20 protein-coding genes and 2 pseudogenes are annotated in these 18084 nt (G+C 72.0%); 10 read left to right on the top strand and 12 right to left on the bottom strand.

The features are described from left to right. Positions 1-124: 124 nt before the first annotated feature. The 4 genes and pseudogenes from ACFWJ4_RS18870 to ACFWJ4_RS18855 all read right to left on the bottom strand — a co-directional run bounded on the left by ACFWJ4_RS18870 (position 125) and on the right by ACFWJ4_RS18855 (position 3213). Entirely contained in the window at positions 125-1444 is a 1320-nt protein-coding gene (locus ACFWJ4_RS18870) for a CHAT domain-containing protein (RefSeq protein WP_380545284.1), read from the bottom strand. A gap of 67 nt (positions 1445-1511) precedes the next feature. Beyond that, positions 1512-1616 (bottom strand): annotated as a pseudogene (locus tag ACFWJ4_RS18865) (exodeoxyribonuclease III); the annotation flags it as partial. Between the two features lie 18 nt (positions 1617-1634). After that, positions 1635-2225: a hypothetical protein gene (locus ACFWJ4_RS18860; RefSeq protein WP_380545283.1), complete on the bottom strand. Its 591-nt coding sequence runs from the start codon at positions 2223-2225 to the stop codon at positions 1635-1637. Between the two features lie 16 nt (positions 2226-2241). After that, a complete protein-coding gene (locus ACFWJ4_RS18855) occupies positions 2242-3213 on the bottom strand; it encodes an aldo/keto reductase (protein WP_380545281.1) in 972 nt (323 codons plus the stop codon). Between the two features lie 848 nt (positions 3214-4061). Here ACFWJ4_RS18855 and ACFWJ4_RS18850 point away from each other — a divergent pair. Further along, positions 4062-4604, top strand: a complete 543-nt coding sequence (locus ACFWJ4_RS18850) for an SMI1/KNR4 family protein (protein WP_380545279.1) — start codon at positions 4062-4064, stop codon at positions 4602-4604. Positions 4605-4670: 66 nt separating this feature from the next. Here ACFWJ4_RS18850 and ACFWJ4_RS18845 read toward each other — a convergent pair whose 3' ends face one another. Beyond that, a complete protein-coding gene (locus ACFWJ4_RS18845) occupies positions 4671-5420 on the bottom strand; it encodes a transposase family protein (protein ID WP_380545277.1) in 750 nt (249 codons plus the stop codon). A 379-nt stretch (positions 5421-5799) separates the two neighbouring features. Then, a complete protein-coding gene (locus ACFWJ4_RS18840; RefSeq protein ID WP_380545275.1) occupies positions 5800-6072 on the bottom strand; it encodes a hypothetical protein in 273 nt (90 codons plus the stop codon). A gap of 196 nt (positions 6073-6268) precedes the next feature. On the opposite strand from ACFWJ4_RS18840, the gene ACFWJ4_RS18835 reads away from it, so the two are divergent. After that, positions 6269-6748 carry a recombinase family protein gene (locus ACFWJ4_RS18835; protein ID WP_380545273.1) on the top strand — a complete coding sequence of 160 codons (480 nt, stop codon included), beginning with the start codon at positions 6269-6271 and terminating at the stop codon, positions 6746-6748. 463 nt (positions 6749-7211) lie between these two features. Beyond that, positions 7212-7964, top strand: a complete 753-nt coding sequence (locus ACFWJ4_RS18830; protein ID WP_380545271.1) for an ATP-binding protein — start codon at positions 7212-7214, stop codon at positions 7962-7964. Positions 7965-8014: 50 nt separating this feature from the next. On the opposite strand, the gene ACFWJ4_RS18825 is transcribed toward ACFWJ4_RS18830, so the two are convergent. Further along, positions 8015-8341: a hypothetical protein gene (locus tag ACFWJ4_RS18825; protein ID WP_380545269.1), complete on the bottom strand. Its 327-nt coding sequence runs from the start codon at positions 8339-8341 to the stop codon at positions 8015-8017. A 631-nt stretch (positions 8342-8972) separates the two neighbouring features. On the opposite strand from ACFWJ4_RS18825, the gene ACFWJ4_RS18820 reads away from it, so the two are divergent. The 3 genes from ACFWJ4_RS18820 (at position 8973) to ACFWJ4_RS18810 (ending at position 11731) form a co-directional block, all read left to right on the top strand. After that, positions 8973-9476, top strand: coding sequence for a hypothetical protein (locus ACFWJ4_RS18820; protein WP_380545267.1), 504 nt, complete (start codon positions 8973-8975; stop codon positions 9474-9476). 100 nt (positions 9477-9576) lie between these two features. After that, on the top strand, positions 9577-9759 hold the full coding sequence (locus tag ACFWJ4_RS18815) for a hypothetical protein (protein WP_380545265.1): 183 nt from the start codon (positions 9577-9579) through the stop codon (positions 9757-9759). 505 nt (positions 9760-10264) lie between these two features. Further along, positions 10265-11731: a hypothetical protein gene (locus ACFWJ4_RS18810; RefSeq protein ID WP_380545263.1), complete on the top strand. Its 1467-nt coding sequence runs from the start codon at positions 10265-10267 to the stop codon at positions 11729-11731. Positions 11732-11752: 21 nt separating this feature from the next. Here ACFWJ4_RS18810 and ACFWJ4_RS18805 read toward each other — a convergent pair whose 3' ends face one another. After that, a complete protein-coding gene (locus ACFWJ4_RS18805) occupies positions 11753-12157 on the bottom strand; it encodes a hypothetical protein (protein WP_380545261.1) in 405 nt (134 codons plus the stop codon). Positions 12158-12368: 211 nt separating this feature from the next. Next, positions 12369-13346, bottom strand: coding sequence for a transcriptional regulator (locus tag ACFWJ4_RS18800; protein ID WP_380545259.1), 978 nt, complete (start codon positions 13344-13346; stop codon positions 12369-12371). A gap of 85 nt (positions 13347-13431) precedes the next feature. Between ACFWJ4_RS18800 and ACFWJ4_RS18795 the strand changes: the two genes are divergently transcribed. Beyond that, a complete protein-coding gene (locus tag ACFWJ4_RS18795) occupies positions 13432-13797 on the top strand; it encodes a GNAT family N-acetyltransferase (RefSeq protein WP_380545257.1) in 366 nt (121 codons plus the stop codon). Positions 13798-13806: 9 nt separating this feature from the next. On the opposite strand, the gene ACFWJ4_RS18790 is transcribed toward ACFWJ4_RS18795, so the two are convergent. Next, on the bottom strand, positions 13807-15114 hold the full coding sequence (locus tag ACFWJ4_RS18790; protein ID WP_380545255.1) for a hypothetical protein: 1308 nt from the start codon (positions 15112-15114) through the stop codon (positions 13807-13809). Between the two features lie 121 nt (positions 15115-15235). Between ACFWJ4_RS18790 and ACFWJ4_RS18785 the strand changes: the two genes are divergently transcribed. Together ACFWJ4_RS18785 and ACFWJ4_RS18780 are read left to right on the top strand one after the other, a co-directional pair. Further along, positions 15236-15760: a hypothetical protein gene (locus ACFWJ4_RS18785; RefSeq protein ID WP_380545253.1), complete on the top strand. Its 525-nt coding sequence runs from the start codon at positions 15236-15238 to the stop codon at positions 15758-15760. Further along, positions 15664-16329, top strand: a complete 666-nt coding sequence (locus tag ACFWJ4_RS18780) for a hypothetical protein (RefSeq protein ID WP_380545251.1) — start codon at positions 15664-15666, stop codon at positions 16327-16329. The genes ACFWJ4_RS18785 and ACFWJ4_RS18780 overlap by 97 nt, the downstream gene beginning before the upstream one ends. Positions 16330-16608: 279 nt before the next feature. Here ACFWJ4_RS18780 and ACFWJ4_RS18775 read toward each other — a convergent pair. Next, a pseudogene (locus ACFWJ4_RS18775) lies at positions 16609-16746 on the bottom strand (exodeoxyribonuclease III); the annotation flags it as partial. A gap of 98 nt (positions 16747-16844) precedes the next feature. Here ACFWJ4_RS18775 and ACFWJ4_RS18770 point away from each other — a divergent pair. Further along, entirely contained in the window at positions 16845-17174 is a 330-nt protein-coding gene (locus tag ACFWJ4_RS18770) for a recombinase family protein (RefSeq protein ID WP_380545297.1), read from the top strand. Between the two features lie 142 nt (positions 17175-17316). Here ACFWJ4_RS18770 and ACFWJ4_RS18765 read toward each other — a convergent pair whose 3' ends face one another. Further along, positions 17317-17883: a TetR family transcriptional regulator gene (locus tag ACFWJ4_RS18765; protein WP_380545250.1), complete on the bottom strand. Its 567-nt coding sequence runs from the start codon at positions 17881-17883 to the stop codon at positions 17317-17319. Between the last annotated feature and the right edge of the window lie 201 nt (positions 17884-18084).

Here is an 18084-nt window from a genome sequence, read left to right as displayed (position 1 = left end):
GGGGGGGTCCGGGGCCCCCCCCCCCCCGGCCCCCCCCCCCCCCCCCCCGGGGGGGGGGGGGGTCCGCGCCGCCGGCCCCCCGCCCCCGGGGCCGGCCCGGGCCGCCGCCGCCCCCCCCCACGCCCTACAGCCCCCAGTAGGCGAAGCCGGCCCAGTAGTAGGGCCTGCGCCAGCGAGGGTCGGCGCCGACCGTCCGCTGGGCGGTCCTGAGTGCCCGGGCGGGGTCCGCGCCGTCGGCGAGCGCCGCGTAGAACGCGGACATCAGGTGGGTGGTCGCCGCGTCCGAGACGGGCCAGAGCGAACCGATGACGGCGTCCGCGCCGGCGACGAGCACGGCGGTGGACAGGTTCACCGCCTCCCCGGGCCGCGCCCGGTCCGCCACCGCGCTGCGACAGGCCGACAGGACGGCCAGCCGGGTGCCGCGCACCTGCGCCGGGGAGTCGAGGATGTCGCCGACCGTCAGGTCGCCGTCGGCCAGCAGCAACGCCCCGGCGAGGACGTCCGTCGACGCGACGCCGTGGCATCCGAAGTGCAGCAGCTCCGCCGGGATCCCGGCAGTGACGGCACGCAGGGTGGCGTCCCGGTCGACGAGCGGGCGGGCACCGGGAAAGGCACGCCGTACGGCCGCGACCTCCGCGACCGTACCGGGAATGCTGCCGGCGTCCGGCCGCCGCGGGACGGCCACCGCCACCGCCGACGTGTCCGGGCCGAGGGGTGGAACCGCGGGCCGGGCCAGCGAGGTGGCGGGCAGCGAGGTGACCCGGATGCCCGTACCTGCGAAACCGGCCTGCAGGGGCAGCGCGGCCGTCACGCCGGTGGGCACCAGCAGCACCCTGTCGACGGCGTCGTACCGCTCGGCCAGAGCAGTATCGCCGGAGCGCCGCACGGCGGCCTCGATCGCCCGGGGGCGCAGGTACATGTCCTCCAACACCAGCAACTGGGCACGTTCCAGGACGGCGGCCGCCGGACCCGGGCGGCCGTCCTCGCAGTAGGCGCGTGCGGCCAGCCATGCCGCTGTGGTGAGACCGGCCAGCGAGTTCCGCTTGTCGTGGAAGTACGCCTGGCGGCGGGCGGTGTCCGCCATCGCGTCCACCGCGTCCGACGCCGCGGCCGCGGCCTGGCCGAACTCGCCGTCCGCCAGGCAGCGCCGGGCCCAGGTGCGGGCGGCGGCGGGCAGGCCCGGACCGCCCGCCGCCTTCTCCCGCTCGTAGTGCCGCTTCGCCAGCCGACGGGCCGCCGCGGCATCCGACGGCCGGTCCTCGGCCGACCGCCGGTCGAGCCGGAACCTCCAGGCGTTCAGCCTGGCCTGCGCCTGGACGTCGGACTCGGATGTGCGCAGCACGGCCTCGTCGAGGATGCGCGAGGTCTCCCGGTCGTACGGCACGGACGCGTCCGGACGCAGGACGCGGCAGGCCACCCGGCCCTGGAGCCACTCGCCCAGCATCGCCCGCGGGGTGCCGTCCCGGGCGGAGCCCCCGGGGTGCGCCGGGGGCTCCGCCAGTGAAGGGCGGTCAGGACTCGTGGTCGTACGCCGCGGTGACGGGTGCGTGGTCGGACCATCGCTCGGCGTGGCTGGCGGCGCGTTCGACGCGGGCGTCGGTGGCGCGGGCGGCCAGGGGTGAGCCTGCCGTTCCTCAGGACACGCTGAACCTCAGAAGGAGGCGGGGGCATGGCGCCGCGGCCTCGTCCTCAGGAGGAGGACCCCATGCCGCGAGTGCGGCGGAAACCCCCTGTGGGCCGGATTCCAGATAGCAGATCATGTTCACCGGGTACCGACTGTTGTCGAACATGTAGCGGTCCATCGGTGTCGGCTCCTCGCTTATTCGCAGCCCTCGCTCTTCGGGTGGGCCGATCCGGTGCCAGTCGGGATGCAGATGAATGGAGCCCAGGATCTCGACCCCGTCACGGTCCGCCTGCCGGTGAATACGAAGCAGATCCTGCGAGCTGCACCAGAATCCCCGGCGGGGGTTTCGGTAGGCGCTTCCGAAGCACGGCTCTATGGAGCGCGAGAACTCTTCGAGCGCCATCGGGTCGGTGGCACGGACGTTGGTCGCGAACTGGACCGAGGTGATGGCCGCTACACCGTCGTCGACGGTGCCGAGTAGGAGGGCGAAACAGGAGGGTGGTTCCTGCGGGGTACAGGCCTCGTATTCATCGCGCGCTACTGAGATGAACGACTTGAGGGCGTCGAATCCGATCAGGGCGGTGTGGGGGGTGAGGGTCACGGCGGCTCCTCCTCCTTCAGTCGACATGCGCATGGTGGTCCGCCGCGGTGGTCCGTGAAGCGAGATCCAGCGAGTGAACCTCGGCCGGGGAGAGTTCCAGGCTCGCTCCCGGGGTCAGTTCGGCGAGCTGCTCGGGCGTCCTGCTGCTGGCGAGCGGAGCGACGACATGGGGCTGCGCCCTCAGCCAGGCCAGGGCCACCGCGGCGGGGGCGGTGCCGTGCTCGGCGGCGATCGTGTCCAGCGTCCGGAGCACCGCGCGGCCGCGGGGCGTTTCGCCGTACGGTCGTGCCGCGTCGCTGCGGACGCTGGGAACGGCGGGTGCGCCTTCGCGGTACTTGCCCGTCAGGAAGCCCTGCGCCAGGGCGAAGTACGGGACGCAGGAGACGCCCTCGCGCTCGCAGACCGGGGCGATCCCACTCTCGAAGGGCTCGCGTTCCATGAGGTTGTAGGGAGGCTGGACCGCCACGTACGAGGCGAGCCCCGAACGCTTCGATACCTCAAGGGATTCGGCCAGCCTGGGACCGCTGATGTTCGAGGCGCCGATATGGCGCACCTTTCCTGCCGTGATCAGCGTGTCGAGTGCGGCGAGGGTCTCTTCGAGGGGAGTTTCCGGGTCGTCCGCGTGCGTGTAGTAGAGGTCGATATGATCCGTCCGCAGTCGGCGCAGGGATTCCTCCACCGCCTGGTGGACGACCTTCGCCGTGAGCCCGGACAGTCCGTTCAGTCGGCCTACCTTGGTGGCGATGACGAAACGGTCCCGCTGACCGCGCGCGGCCAGCCAGTTGCCGAGGATGGACTCGGACTCCCCGCCGGTGTTTCCGGGGGCCCACTGGGAATAGGAGTCGGCGGTGTCGATGAAGTTCCCGCCCGCGGCGGCGTAGGCATCGAGGACGCGGAAGGATGTCCGCTCGTCGACGGTCCATCCGAAGACGCTGCCGCCGAGGCAGAGTGGAAAGACGTCGAGCTCGGAATGTGCGATGGCAACCAATGGACGCTTTCTGGTTCTTACCGGTTTCGGTGGTCGATTCCGGTGCGGAGGGTGGGGCACAGGGGGGCGCGGCTCGGCGCGACTTCCCAGGTCGCCCCCAGCTGAGGGGCCGGTTGGCGCCCCCGACAGCAATGTCCAATGAATAGCGTGCACTTGATAGTCAGTCAGTGCGGAAACCGATAGTACCTTCCGGTCCGACGCCATGCCGAGGCGTCGGCCGGATTCCGTCGTGGTCGGGGTGTGCGCCTGCGCCATCGTTCTGCGCTCGAAACGCTCGACGGCGAGGCCGCCCCCGGTGGCTACCGGGCCGAGGCGGGTCGCGGCCGGGTCGTGGGTCGCAGGCTGCAGGCGCGGGTGGTCCCTTCGCCCGGTCTCCCGTGGCAGGAGGGCGATCCAGCCTCGCGGCATGCGAAGGCCATGCGGGCCAGGGCGGTGGCCGGGCGCGGGATCGGACCGGCGCCCGGCATGGGCGGCGGCGCGCTCGACAAAGGCCTCCACCGCCTTCGCGGCGGAGTGATCGCTTCCGGGACGCCGGTCGCACGAGGCGCTTCCGGCCCCGCGTCAGTGAGCGTTGTCAGGTTCGCCACTCCGGGGTGACGCCGTGGCCCTCGCTTGAGTCCTGGAAGCTGTTCGGCTGGGCCCGCCGGGCACAGTGGCTTGTCTGTGAAAGTCGCGGGCGGGCAGTTCGCTCAGGGGCCGACCCTGCGCTTCGGGGCGGAAGACGATCGTGGGGAGGAATGGAACGCACGCTCGAAGTACCATCCCTGCAAGGTTCTCCGGCCGGTACTTCCCAACCTCCGCAGTGGCGTAGTCGGACGGAGACATCCCTGCAGAGAGGGCATAGAGCGATGAGTGTGGCTGAGAGTTGGTCGCGTGTGGTGAGCCTTCTTCGGGAGCACGCGCCGGCCGATCACGCGGATCTGCCGGGGCCCGCTACGGAGCAGATGCTCGCGGCAGCCGAAGAGCGGATGGGGATCTCCCTGCATGTGGACCTGCGGACGTGGCTGTTGCAGAACAATCCGGATCTGCCGGAGGAAGACGTCGACGACGACGTGATGTGCTGCGGCTTCGACGGGTTCCCCGACGAGGGAAGCTTCTTTCTGGGTATCCGGGCGATGGAGAGGCTCTACGCGAATCACCCCTTGTCCGGTGGGAGCGAGTGGCGCGAGGAGTGGATCCCGTTCCAGTCGGACCGGGACGGCTGGATGGGACAGTTCATCGACGCGAGGGACGGACGTATCGGCAGATGGTTCGTGGGTGCGCCCACGGTCACCGGCGAGTACGCGTCACTGGCTCACTACTTCGACTCCGTGGCGGAGATGCTGACGAGGATCGGCGCGGGGGACTATCCGGTCTGTTCCGTTGCCGAAGGTCGACTTGTCTGGTCGTGAGACGGTTCCCAACTGGATGACGGCCATTGCCAATCCGTCCTCACCCTGAAACGGCAATGAGATTCATCAGCGTTGACGTTCCAGGGTGAGGACGGCTACGGCGATGACGGTCATCCGGTTGGGGCTGCAGCGGGCCCGGCGGAGGATCTGCCAGGACTTGAGTCGCGCGATGCTTCGTTCGACCGGTGCTCGTGCTGCTGACAAGGCTCGGTTGATCGTCCGCCGGGTCGTGGTGAGGTCCCGGCCGGGAAGCCGTCTGATGGGTGTGGTCACCCAGGAGCCGGCCCCGATGCAGGCGCGGTCGGCGAGCACGGGGACGCCCTGGCGTTCGCAGATCCGGATGATGCGGTGGGCACGGGCCGCGGTCAGGTCGTGGGTGCGGCCGGGCAGCGCGGGTGAGATCCACAGCAGCTTGCCGGTGGGATCGGCCACGACCTGCACGTTCACGCCGTGACGGCGGTGCTTCTGGGAGAAGTCGGCCCGACTGTCGCCGACCCGGTCGCACTCGGCGAGCGTCCCGTCGAGCAGGACGTCATCCGGGTCGGTCTCGCGCAGGACCCGCAGGAGGCCGGGTGCTTGGCGGGACAGGTGCCCGACGACGGCCGTGACGTAGGTGTGGGCGGTCCCGACGGATATGCCGAAGCCGGCGGCGATCTGTGCGAGCGTGTCGTGCCGGCGCAGGTAGACCAGGCCGACGAGAGCGCGCTGGTGAGGCGGCAGTTTGCAGCGTCGGTCACCCTCACGGGTGACGATGAGCATGGATACCCACTCGACCAGAGCGTGCGGCAAGTCGAGTGCGGCAGGACGGGGAACCAACGAGGCACCTGCGCTGATGAATTGAGACGTCGAGCACATCTCTCAACGGCACGGGAGCCTCGTGTGTTACGGGACGCTGGCCCGTCACCCGATCAGTGGCCACTCTGAAGGAGCTCACTGACCCATCTCGGCCTCACCTTGCTGAGCACCAACGGCTCGTCCCCTGCGAACTCCTGAATGCCAGACAGCCCACAAGATGACGAGACCAGCGAGACCTCTTGACCAGAGCTCGCGAACAACTACTCACGGCCGCTTCAAGCCCTGCTGCCGACCGGCCGGTGAGCGACGAGGACGCGGAACTCCCTGCCCCCGTGGGAGGCGCCCGGTGGCGAGGCCTTCGCAGTAGGCTCGACCGCCACCGGGCGCCTCCTGCGTTCGATCAGCTGGCCTTGACCTGACCGGCCCACAGGCCGCCCTCGCTGACGCACCGGTAGTCGATCACGTTGGACGCCGCCAGGAAGTACGAGGCGCGGGCCAGGCAGGCCGACTTGGCCTTGTAGTACTCGCCGGTGGGCTGCCACGTGTACACAGCCTGGACAGCGGGTGCCGACGAGGCAGGGGCGGGCGTGGCCGCCACGGCCGGTCCGGCCGCGGCGGCCAGGGCGAGCGTGGCACCGACAACGGTGGCCGCGAAAGCACGACGAATACGCATGAACGCCTCCATGGGTGGTTTCTCGATTCGGACGGCCATCAGGCCCGGGGGAACCACCGGTGTCCCCGCGGCCCCCGGCCCGCCGCCCTCGGAACCCATCCTGACGTTGCCGGCGGGCGCGGTCCCAGTCCTTTCGGCCGTCGCCGAAACACCCGTGGTGAGGCCCACTTGAAGCAGGCATGCGCGACCGGAGACGATGGGCCGGCCCTGGGAGATCCTGCGCTCGCCGGCGACCACGGGCTTGAAACTGACCGGCCGCTCCGTGAAGGCACGCAAGATCGCCCGCGACGTGAAGGGCCTGCCGATTCGGATGGCCAAGCCCCTGTTCACGGAGGACGAGTGGGCCGCGATCCAGGCAGCGATGGACGAGCGCTCGGTCACGAAGGAACGCTCGAACTCGGCGACGGTGTCCGCGAGGTCGTCGAGCTGCTCGCGCAGGCCCGCAGGGTCGGGGAGGAGGCCGTCGGCGATGCGTATGGCGTGGCCCACGAGTCCGGTGACGGCGTCGTGCGGGGTGGCGCCGTCCTTGATGGGGCCGAGGATGAGGGTCGAGGTCTCGTGGGGGCGTGCCTCGATGTTGTCGGCTTCCAGGACTACCCGGACGGGGTCGTGTCCGGAGGCCTCGGCGGTGACCTCGGCCGCGACGGCGGCTGCGGGGGAGTCGACGGTGGAGTAGAGCTCCGCCGGCCCAAACCCTCGCCCTCACCCCCGGCATCTGGCACCACTGGACCACCGGCGCCGAGAACATCGAAGTCATTCATCCAGCCACGACCGGCCCGGCCCGGGCTAACCTGCTTCAGGGCGAGCGGAGTTGGGTCTCCCGGGGCCGCCCGCCACATCAAAGTCAGGAGGACGGATGTTGACCGAGTCACTGACGGCGCTCGCCGGCGCGGGAGCCAGTGCGCTGATCGGAGCCATGGCCACCGAGGAACACCCCGACTCCGAGGGCGAGTTGCGGGACCTCGTCGCCCGTGTGCAGGACGGCCTGCCCGCCGGACGCCAGGTGTGGGCGCAGTCGAACACCGCCCGCGACCACGGCACCCTCTTCGCTGTGCAGGGCGGCAACCTGCACTACCACCAGGCGGCCGAGGGGCAGGTGCCACCGCCGAAGAAGACGGCGCGGACGGGACCGGCTGACCGTGGACCTCCCCGACGAGGTCCACCAGCAGGTCCGCGCCGTCGCCGGCTTCGCCTACGGCGCGGTCGGCGCCGACATCCACGTCTTCGGCGACGGCACCCCCGTCTACCTGCTGTACGCCCGCGACACCCACGGCGCCGCCGACGGCCTGCGGCGGGACTCCGCCTGGCTGCGTGCCCAGCCCAGCAGGATGCTTGACGCCCGCAGCGAGATCGTGGAGTTCACCGGCCGCGAGGCGGAGCTGGGCCGGCTCCGCGCGTGGCGCGACCAGCCCGCGCGGACGGCCGTGCGGTGGTTGCACGGACCCGGCGGCGCAGGCAAGTCCCGCCTCGCGGCCCGCTTCGCCGCCGAATGCGCCGATGCCGGCTGGCTCGTCGTCGACGCCGTGCACGGCACCGACACCTACCTGCCCGCCGAGGGCAGCCAGGACCTGCGCACCGGCCACCGGGCCGGGGTACTGATCCTCGTCGACTACGCCGACCGCTGGCCGGACGCCCACCTCGCATGGCTCTTCCACAACGGCCTCCTGCGCGGCGAACTCCCCGCACGGGTCCTGCTCATCGCCGCCGCCGAACGCTGGCCGCACGTCGGCCCCGCCGTCCTCTACCCGCTGCTGCGCCGTGACCCCGCGCTCGCCGCCCCCTCGCGCTCTGGCAGACCGGGGCCGCAGCGGCCGCCCACGCGTCCGTGGCCGAGGCACAACGGCTCTTCGGGGAGATCCTGGACCGCGACCCCATCCGGTATCTGGCCCTGACCAGGGACACGAACAGCCTGGAGATGGTGAACGGCTACCTGCTGGCCATGTCAGGGCGCTCCGCGGACGCAGCCGAGGGCGCCGGCCGGATGGTGGAGTTCCTGACCCAGCTGACGGGCCTCCACCCGGCCGGCCACGGGGATGAACTCGCGAGCACCCTGCACATCCAGAGCCTGCACCTGTGGGACGCCGGGCGGCACGCCGAATCCGTCGACGCGCTCCTGAAATCCATCCGCCTCTACCGCCAACTCGCCGAGGTGGGACTCCACTTCCAGGACCTCCTCGCCACCCGTCGCGACGACGCCGCGGCCAAACTCATCGCCCTGGAGCGGCACGCCGAGGCCACCGCGATCGTCGAGGAGAGCCTCGCCCTGCACCGCGAGCGCCTCGCCCGTCTTCCGGACAGCGCCGACGGCCGAGACGCCGCCGAAACCGAACGCGATGCCGTCGGAACCGCGCTGCTCTACCTACGGGAGCGGCGCGGCGCCGACCGCCTGGCCTGGGGAACGCCAGCCGAGATCGACGCGGTGGCCGAGCGGCTCGTACGGGCCGCCGACCCGGCAGGGCTCTGGCGCCTCATGCAAGCGGTCCCCGTCACCGAAGCGCTGCGGATCGCCCACCGCCACCCGTCCGAGCACTGGGCCCCGCCCACGGACCCTCGTGGTCTGGTCGCCCGGCTCACCTCGTGGCGCCACCGGCCGCGGGACGCCGAGCGCACGGCCCACGCCGCCGCCCAGCTGGCCGTGTGGCGGCTGCCCGACCGCGGGGGCCTGGGAGCGGCCGGCCTGACGGGGACCGGCCTGCTCTCCTTCGGCCCCGGAGGGTCGGGGCGGGCGCCGGTCATGGTCCGGGAGGCATACCTGCCCGGCGGGGCGCACCCCGACGGCGTGTTCGCCACGCGCATCGACGTGTACGATCTCCGCTCCCGCTCCGTGCTCTGGTCCGCCGACCACCGCAGGACCGGCCCCGCCGCCGTGACCTGCCTCGGCGCCCGACGCGGTCGTCGCCGTGCGCACGCAGCCGTACCGGGAACCGGAACTCGTCCTCTACGGGCCATACGGGGCGGAGGTTCTCGCACACGGCCGGGCCCTCAACAAAGCCCGGATCCTCGCTACTTCGCGCGTCTTCGTCGTCCTGCTGTGGGGCAAGACGGCTGCCCTGATCGGCACGGACGACGGTCGGCTGGAGCAGGTAGACCTGTACGACGACCTCGGTCTGGAGCACGTCACCATCCACGCCGTCGACCCCTCCGGCGAGCGGCTCCTGTTGGCGGACCGGCGCCGTGTGCGCCTCACCGACGCCGCCCTGGAGCCTCTGTCGGCCGACGGCTGGTGGGAGGTACCCGAGCAGCACGGCACGGTCGAGTCCGCGGTGTTCCTGTCCCCCGAGGAGTTCGTCACCGTCGACCGGCGGCGTCTACCTGTTCCAGCAGGAGTCCGACTGGACCGCCGTGACTGCCTGGCACGTCGTCGGCGGCCGGTCCCGCGACGGGGCAAGGACGCACTTCCATGAATCGGTCACCCTCGCCCCGGTACCGACGCCACGCCTGCTCACGGGGGCGTCACGCGAGGACCCGCCGCGCCTGCTGGCCGCCCCACCCGGAGGCCGCCACGTGGTCCACGGCTCGACCGTGCACGACCTCGGCGACCCGCTCTCCTTCGTGGGCAGGCCGCTCGCCTCGCTCGCCCCGGCAGACCGGGAGCTACTCGGCGCCTACCTCGACCGGGGAAGGGCGCCGTCGGCTGCGATCCGGGAACTGCTGGAGCTCGTACGGGACCTCGGGTCCCCCACGTGACCGCCACCAAGGCAGGGGGAGTGACCCCGAATGTTCCGCAGGAAGCGCGCAGAGGGCACCCCGCCGGACCCCGAAAGGCCGACGCACCCCGAGCACCCTGACCACTCAGAGCGGCCACCGAACCCGCCGCCGGAGTCCGGCACCCCGGAAGCCCCCCTCGACCTCCGGCTGGGCGAACACGACAAGGCGCCGGAGGCCAGGCCGCCCAGCGGAGCCAGCCCGGGGCGGTCCTGGTGCGCGCCACGCCCGCGCAGCTCGGCCAGGAGCGCGAGCTCCTCGGGCGACAGCCGGCTGCCAGGCGGGGTTCCGGTGGGACTGCCAGCGTGCACGGTGGACCTCGACTCCTCGACCTCGACTGCTTCGATCATGCCGTACCCCGGCCGCCCCCGGGTCCGCCCGGCCGGGCTTCACCGCCCGGTGCACGCACGGACAATTCGAACGAACGCACCGGTAGTAGGGGAGAATTGACCCGGCTGGCCTCCCGGGGGCGGCTACCGTGTCCACCATGAGCACGACCTCGCCGTCCGCCGCCCCGGTTCCTCTGCACATATCCGTCGAAGCGCCGCCGCCCCCGGCGCCCTTCGCCCCCACGGTGATCGGCTCGGTGGCCGGGCCGGGCAGCCGGCCCACCTCGGAGCCGCAGCCCACCGGGCCGAACTGGGCGGCGCTCGGCATCGAGCCGCGCTGGAAGGGGCTGGAGACGAGCGACTGCGCGGCGATCCTGTCCCCCGTCCTCGGGCCCGCGACCGGCGCGGAGGAGTACACCCGGTACGCCGCGGGTGCCCTGCGGCGCGGCGAGAGCGTGCTTGTCGTCGCGTGCACCGGCGCGGGGGAGCACCGCCACAACGTCTTCTCGGGCAAGGTCGCTCCCGGCATCCACCTGCCCGACCGCTACGGCCAGATCGCCGCGAGCCCGCTCCCCGCCGGGGTGTGCCCCCATCTCGCCGGCGGCCTGGACCACGCCGAGCACGAACTGGGTGCCCGGCTGCTCAACCGCCCCCCGGAGACCTGGTTCGGCCTGACGCTCCTGCAGGCGGCCTCGTACTCGGGGCGGCCCGGCTCTGCCGTGATCGCGCCGAAGCCCAAGGAGGGGGTGCTGCGCCCGATCCTGGTCGACGGTCTCGGCACCCCGATCGCGGGGGTATGGGTACCGGACGGGGGCGGCGCCCGGTGGTTCGTCGTCCCGCACGGCACTGACCAGCAACTGCTGGCGGAATGGCTGATTCAGCACGCGCTGCCCGCGTACGTGCCCGGCGCGCTGACCCGCGCCCGCTCGACCCTGGTGCGCGACGCCGCGTTCGCCACCGACGCCGAGGCCCGCCTGATCGAGGCGATCACCCAGGAGCAGCTCGACCACGAGGAGCGGCAGGCCGAGCTGCAGCGGGAGCTTGCGGTGCTGCAGGCCGTGGCGGACCCGCTGCGCGACGGCCTGCTGTTCGGCACCGGCCGGCAGCTGGAGGACGCGGTGCACGACGTCCTTGTGGCGGCGGGCGCCACGGTGACCCGCCTGGACGACGTGTACGGCACCGAGTCGGCGGACCTGCTGGCCGAGTACGGCGGCCGCCGGGTCCTGGTCGAGGTCAAGTCGGCGAGCAACCGGCCGCCGCAGAGTCTGCCCGACAAGCTGCTCAAGCATCTGGCGACCTGGTCCGGCCTGACCGGGACCGAGCCGGTCGACGGCGGCGTCTTGGTCGTCAACCACCAGGTCAAGCTGGCGCCTGCGAAGCGGGACGCCGAGGTCTACACCGACCGCGCGTTCGCTGACGCGCTGACCGTGCCGGTGATCGGCAGCGTCCGTCTGTTCGAGTGGTGGCGTCGGGAGGACTGGGAGCCCGTGCGGCACGCCGTCTTCGGGGCCACCTCCGAAGCGGGGCCCGCCGAATCCGCAGAGGTGCAGTCGGCCGAGCGCGCCGTGTCGGACGGCGTACCGAGCCCGGCCCGGTCCGGCCTGCGCGCGCGGTGGCGTCGATAGCCGACGACCGTCGACGAGCCGTCAGTCCTGTTCGGCTTCCAGGATCCCGGCGAACCGGTGGACCATCCAGGGCAGTACGGAACCGAGGAACAACAGGCACGACGCCTCACCCAGCGCCGGCCACCAGCCCCAGCCGAACACCGGCCCCTGCTGCCCGTGCCACGTCTGGTGGAGCAGCACCATCAGCAGCACGCCGAGGGGGACCAGCAGCAACCGCTGACGCATCGCGAACCCCGCGAACACCGGCAGGACCGCGGGCGCGGCCCAGGACTCCACCGGCCCGAGGCCGACCGCGCGCAGGGACGGCCCGAGGTCGGTGAGTAGCAGGCCCCAGGTGCCGAGCGCGACGGCTCCGGCGGCGCCGGTCGCCAGGAGGGAGGAGGGGCTGCGCCCGCGGACGGGTGGCAGGGAGGTGAGGAGGGTCACGGCGGGACCGTACCGGCCCGCCCTTGCCGACAGGGCAGGGCACGCACCAGGTCACCCGACCGAGTTACCTCTGTGCTCACTCATGGACGGATCGGCGAGTTGGCGGCCGTCCGATGCGCCGCCAGGGCGCCGGGATGATGCAGCGGACGGCGGCGAGGTCCTGCGCGACCGCGGGCGGTTGGGGCGTGGGAGCTCTGCCCAGTATGTTGTCTCAGCCGGGCAGCCCGGCCGCCTTCGCCAGCTCGGGCACGCCCGGTGTCTTGGCGTGGTGGCTGTGCAGCTGGGTGACGATGGCGCGGATGGCGGGCCGGTCGCGGACCTCTGCGGGGGAGACACGGGCTGCCGACAGGAGCGCTGCGGCGGTTCGGTCCGGCTTGCCGAGCTGCCACCAGGCCCGGGCGAGGTCGGTGTGCATCCGTGCCTGGCGCTCGGCGGTGCGGAACTGGCCGGGGTGCAGGGTGCGGCCGACGTCGAGTGCGGCGCCGACATCTCCGAGCGCCCAGTGGACGCCCACCGCGTAGAGCTGGACGGCGGCGGGGGTGAGCGGGAACAGGCGCCCGTCGGGGGCCTGGGCGGGCAGGGAGCGGGCTGCCCTGCGGGCCTCCTGGATCACGGTGAGGGCCTGGGCGCGGTCGCCGGCGACGGCGTGGGTGTACGCCTGGGTGCAGAGCATCTGGGCGTAGGCGGAGGACTGGGCGTCGGTCTTCAGGCCGGTGGCCTCGACGCGGGCGACCGCGGCCATGATGCGGTGCTGGGCGGCGGCGGCCTCGCCCTGGTGGCGCAGGATGATGCTGCTCTCGCGGGCCGCCGCGGCGGCGGCGATCGGGGAGCCGGACAGGTCGGCGTACACCATGGCGCGGTCGGTGGTGGTGCGGGCCTGGTCGTAGTTGCCGGTCTTGGTGAGCACCTGGGAGGCCAGGACGTACAGGGTGGCCAGGCGCGCGAGGGTGATCTCCTCGCGGCCCCGCGCGGCCTGGTGTGCGTCGGCCAGCAGGCCGGGCAGGGCGGTCAGGAGCTGGGTGTGCCGTCCGGTGTCGAAGTGGGCGCGGGCCGAGGCGATGCGGGCGTCCAGCGGGACGGGCGACGCAGCGGGCCTCCCGGAAACCTGCGCGAAGGCGTCGTTCAGGCCGACCATCATCGAGACGGGGGCGGCCAGGCCGGCGGCTGCGAGCAGGGAACGGCGGCGCATCGGGTCCTCCTCGGAACGGCGCGGCCTGACGGGTCAACTCTAGTGGGGGCGGCGGTACTCAGCCCCAACGACGCGGCCAGCAGGTGTGGCGGGACGCCCACGGCTTCGGCCGCGCGCCGAACAGCGGGTGGTCGTCGCCGTCGACGACAGCACCCGGCAGGTGGTCGGCGTGCACGTCGTCCACCGCTACCCGCACCGCCGGGAGATCGGCTACATCCACGACACCTCGGCGCTCGCCGCGCACCGCGGGCACGGGCTGGGTCGCGCGATGAAGGCCCGTCAGACGCGGACGATCGCTGCCGAACGGCCGGACCTGGAGCTGATCTGCACCACCACCGCCACCACCAACACCCACATGATCGGCATCAACCACGCGCTCGGCTACGAGACGGCCCGGACGATGAACTGGGTCGAGACCACGACGGCGGGGCCGGCCGGGAAGCCGGCCTGAACGACCGGGTCACAGGCGGTGGACTGTGGAGGTCTCCTCCGCCCAGAGCCAATTCACCGGCTGGTAGCGCTTCTTGAGAGCGTTGCGGGCCTTGGCGATGCCGGACAGCGCGGCCTCGACGGCGGCGGGGAGGTCGGCGAGGTCGGCGGGGACGAGGACGCGCAGCACGAAGTGCTGCTTGCGGTGGGCCAGGAGGAGTTCGCCGGCAGGGGTGCAGTCGAGCAGGGTGAAGTGCACCAGCGGCTTGAACGGCTTGTCGGCGGTGGAAACCCGGGCCCGCAGCGCTCCGTCGGCGGTCCAGGCGTAAAGGCCGTAGCGGTTGAGGTGGAAGGCACGGGCGCGGTACGGGTCGGCGGCGACGGTGAAGTCGAAACCGGTGAACGGGCTGTCCTGGTGCAGGTGCAGGCCGCCCAGCCGGCCGCGGACCGTGCCCCGGTCGTCGAGCAGCGCGAAGCTGAATTCCTGGCCGCGACTGCCGGAGCGGAAGGTGTGGCCGTACACCGGGACGACGAACAGGTCGTCGCCGAGCGCGGACGGCCGGGTCATGAACGACCGGTCGTAGCCGTAGAGGCTGCGGTGCGTCCCGGTGAGCTCGGTGAGGGTCTCGGCCAGCGACGGCGACGGGCGGTTGGCCCCCAGCACCGGGGCGTCCCCGAACACGACGTGCGGCTGGGCGTCGGCACCGGTCTGACGGGGCGTCCGGTCAGTGAGCGTGGCGATCGCGCGCAGCCGCGGCTTGTGCCCGGGGGCGAGCACGTCGCCGGGCTCGGTGACGGCGACCAGGTTGAGGATCGCGCCCGCCCAGTTGTCCACCTTGTATTCGGAGGTCGTGCACAGCAGCCGCCCGCCGGGCGTGACCGCGACCGACGCGGCGAACGGGTCGCCCGCCGGCCCGTCCGCGAGCACGCCCGCTGTGGGCATCGGCCAGCCGGCCCGCACCTCGTCCAGCCCGGGGGAGACCAGGTGGGTGCTGCCCGGCCCGGTGCTCACCGCCAGCGAGCCGTCCGGGAGCACCGCCAGGTTCGCGTCGCTGCCCCAGCCGACGGCCGCCACCTGGCCGTCCGAGTGCTGCTCCAGCACGGCGGTGGCGACGGGCGTCCCGTCGGCGTCGTAACGGGTGATCATCCGCTCGCTGAAGCGGGGCACCGCCGGATCGTGGGGGTACCGGTCGTGCCGCCACAGGATGCTCAGCACGTAGGTGTCCCCGTTGGGGGTCGCCACCGCGTGCTCCGCTTTCATGCCCCAGTCGTGGGCCTCCGGGTCGAGGGCGTGGCGTCGGACCAGCGAGGCGGGCGCGGTGACGGGAAGCAGTGTCATGTCGGACATTCTTTCGGATGCCGCCGACAGCTCCTGGCGCACCGTCGGGTGCGGGCGCGGCTCCCGGGCGGCGGCAGGAAACCGGATGGCCGGCTTCCGGGGGCCGCCGTACCGTGGGCGGATGGGCAACGACGCACAGCAAGGCATCGAGATCCGGCCCATCGTCCGCGAGGAACTGGCCGTGTGGGAACGGGCGATCGCCCGCGGCTTGCTCCGACCGCATGTCGCCCCGGCGACACAGTGGCGCGAGTGGACCGTCACCGGCGCGTCCAACACCGCCCCGGCCGCCGCCGACGGCGAGCAGCTGGCCGAGCAGCCGACGCCCGACCTGCCCGGCGGCGGGAAGGCCCAGGTCGCCGAGATCGAGCAGGCCCTGCTGACCGCGCTCGCCGCCAGCGAGCAGAAGGGCACCGTAGTCCGCGCCGAGCGCTACAGCACCCGCCCCGCCCGGGGATCGCGGACGCCGTCCCTGACGACCCCGGTTCCGGACAGGACACCTTCTACGACTGGGCGGAGGCCGAAGCCGTCCTCGATGTCAAGGAGGGTGGGATGGCAATCCGGAAGATGCGCGCGAACTTGCGCCGGCTGCCCGATCTCGCCCGCGCCTCGCGGGAAGAGGTCGATGAACGCCTGGTCGGCGTGCTGACCCACCTCAACTCGCCTCGCCTGCCCGAGGACGATCTCGTCATCATGCGCGACCTGGAGGCCGCGATCGACCTGGACTCCGACGAGTTCAGCCTTGCCCGACTCGCCGTCTGGGAGTACGTGGCCACGACTCACGCGGGCCAGATGGGCCGCTTCGAGGAGACGAACGGTGAGGAACGCTTCGATACGCTCTGCGACACTCCGCTGGACGAACTCCACCGTCTGCGGGACGAAGTGGTAACTGCGATGCAGGAGACCTGGCGGCGCGCCACTGGTGGACGCCGAGATGGCCCGGCCATCGACACCGTGTCGATGGCCAGGAGCGCCGCATGCGCGCTCGCCGAATGGACCACGGCCCGACAGGTCCACCCGGAAGGCTCCTCGTTCGCCGACATCCACTTTACCGACAGCCTCCTCGACCTGGCCCGCGCCACCGCCCCCGCGTGGCTGCTGAACCGCGCCGACCGCCAACGGGCCGCGATGCCGCCGGTCGATGAGGCGGGCGAAGGACGTGCTGCGTTCATCGCCCGCACCACCGGGGCCACCGGCCGGCGGCGCCGCACCCGCTGATTCCTGCCGGAGCGCCGGCGGGCTCTGCGGAACACCCGCAACCCACAGGACCGCCGGAGACTCTGCAGCAGTCCTGCCGGGATGCCAGGGCCGGTTGTGTCAGCGTCTCGTGAGCGCGCTCCCCGTACGGCAGGAAGCCGGTGGAGGGTGATGTCTTTGCTCCGGCCGCCACAGCCGAGGGCAGCCCCGGAAGCGTACGAATCCCCGTCGTAGGGGAGCCTGTCGATCGGGGGTTCTACCCCGCGGCACCGGCGAAGTGCGGCAGGTCTGAGGCATGCGTCAGTAGTTCACGTCGAACACGGCGGTGACAGGTGCGTGGTCTGACCAGCGTTCGGCATGGGTGGCGGCGCGTTCGACGTAGGCGTCGATACACCTGGCAGCGAGGCGCTTTTGACAAACAATTAGGTCTACTCTCCAGTGGAACGACACCTTTTCGAAAAAGGTCCACCCGTTCGAGTGCAGCCTGTTCGAGGGTGTCTGCTGGCCTGGGCGGTAGGGGACCTCCTGTGAGCATCATGACGGCTTCGGTGCCGGTTCGGGCGGTGGTGGGTTCGCGTGTGTCGGACACGCACGGGGACGAGGGCAAGGTCTCGCACCTGATCCAGGCAGAGACCGCGACCCGGCATGCGCTCTCGAAGGAATGGGAGATCGTCGGGTCCTTCGAGGACCTGGACGTCTCTGCTGAGATCACGCCGTGGAAGCGCCCGGACCTGGGCCCGTGGCTCACCGATCGCCAGGGCGAGTGGGACGCGCTGGTGTGGGCGAAGGTGGACAGGGCGTTCCGGTCGGCCAAGGACTGTGCGGACGTGGCGCACTGGGCGGACCCGGCGCTCCGGCGCCCGTGAACGCACCGCCCTGACGCCGGCACGGCAACGTAGCGGGTCAGGTGCGCGCATCCCGACCCATCCCCGCCGCGTGACCCGGCAACCCGGCGAACGTGTGCGGTCACCGCGGTACGTGGCGGAGGCGAGTGATGCACGCCGCCCCTCACAGGAGGCGCCGCACGGCCTCCATGATCGCGTTCCGGCAGTCCTCCGGGTCCGACGCCAGGACAGTCGTCGCCGGCATGCTCGCGGCATTCGTCGGGCTCCAGGCCGAGGCGATGGCCAGGACGAGGGTGAGAAGTGTGGCCGGGGCGAAGCCCGGTGTGCCCACTCCGCCCTTTCGAGCCGCTTCCAAAGAGGCGAGCTTGTCGTCGTGGGTCTGCTTGGCGACGGCAGGGTCCCGTTCCACGGCAGTGCCGCGTTCCAGCCGGTGCCAGGTCGCCAGGCGGAGCACCTCGGGGTGCTTCTGGTAGAAGTCGAACAGCCGCCCGGCGTAGCCCGGCAGGTCGTCAGGCGTGAAGGGCACCATGTCGAGGCCGCGCCCGAGGTGTGCGTCGAAGACGGCGTCGAAGAGCCCGTCCTTGTTGCAGAAGTAGACGTAGATGAGGTTCTTGTTCGCCGAGGCGACCTTGGCGATCCGGTCGACGCGGGCTCCCGCGATCCCGTACGCCGCGAACTCCTGGGTTGCTGCGTGGAGGATGCGCGCCTTCGTGGCCTCGGCTCGGGACATGGGAGTCATGCTAACAGCGCCTACTGGATCTTGCCGGGGCGTAGGACCCGGTGCCCTCGCCAGGTGAGCGCGTTCGCCGCTGGAACCACGGTGGATTCGTTTGAGACATGAGGCGATTCGTTCGGGAGTCCCGTCGGTGGTCTTGCTCCGGGTGAACCGGCGAGGGGGAGAAGTGCCTTGCCGGAACGGTGAGTTGCCACC

The sequence above is a fragment of the Kitasatospora sp. NPDC127067 genome (genome assembly GCF_042724755.1).
Lineage (GTDB): Bacteria > Actinomycetota > Actinomycetes > Streptomycetales > Streptomycetaceae > Kitasatospora > Kitasatospora lactacystinica.
This window is presented reverse-complemented; position numbering and strand designations above follow the sequence as displayed.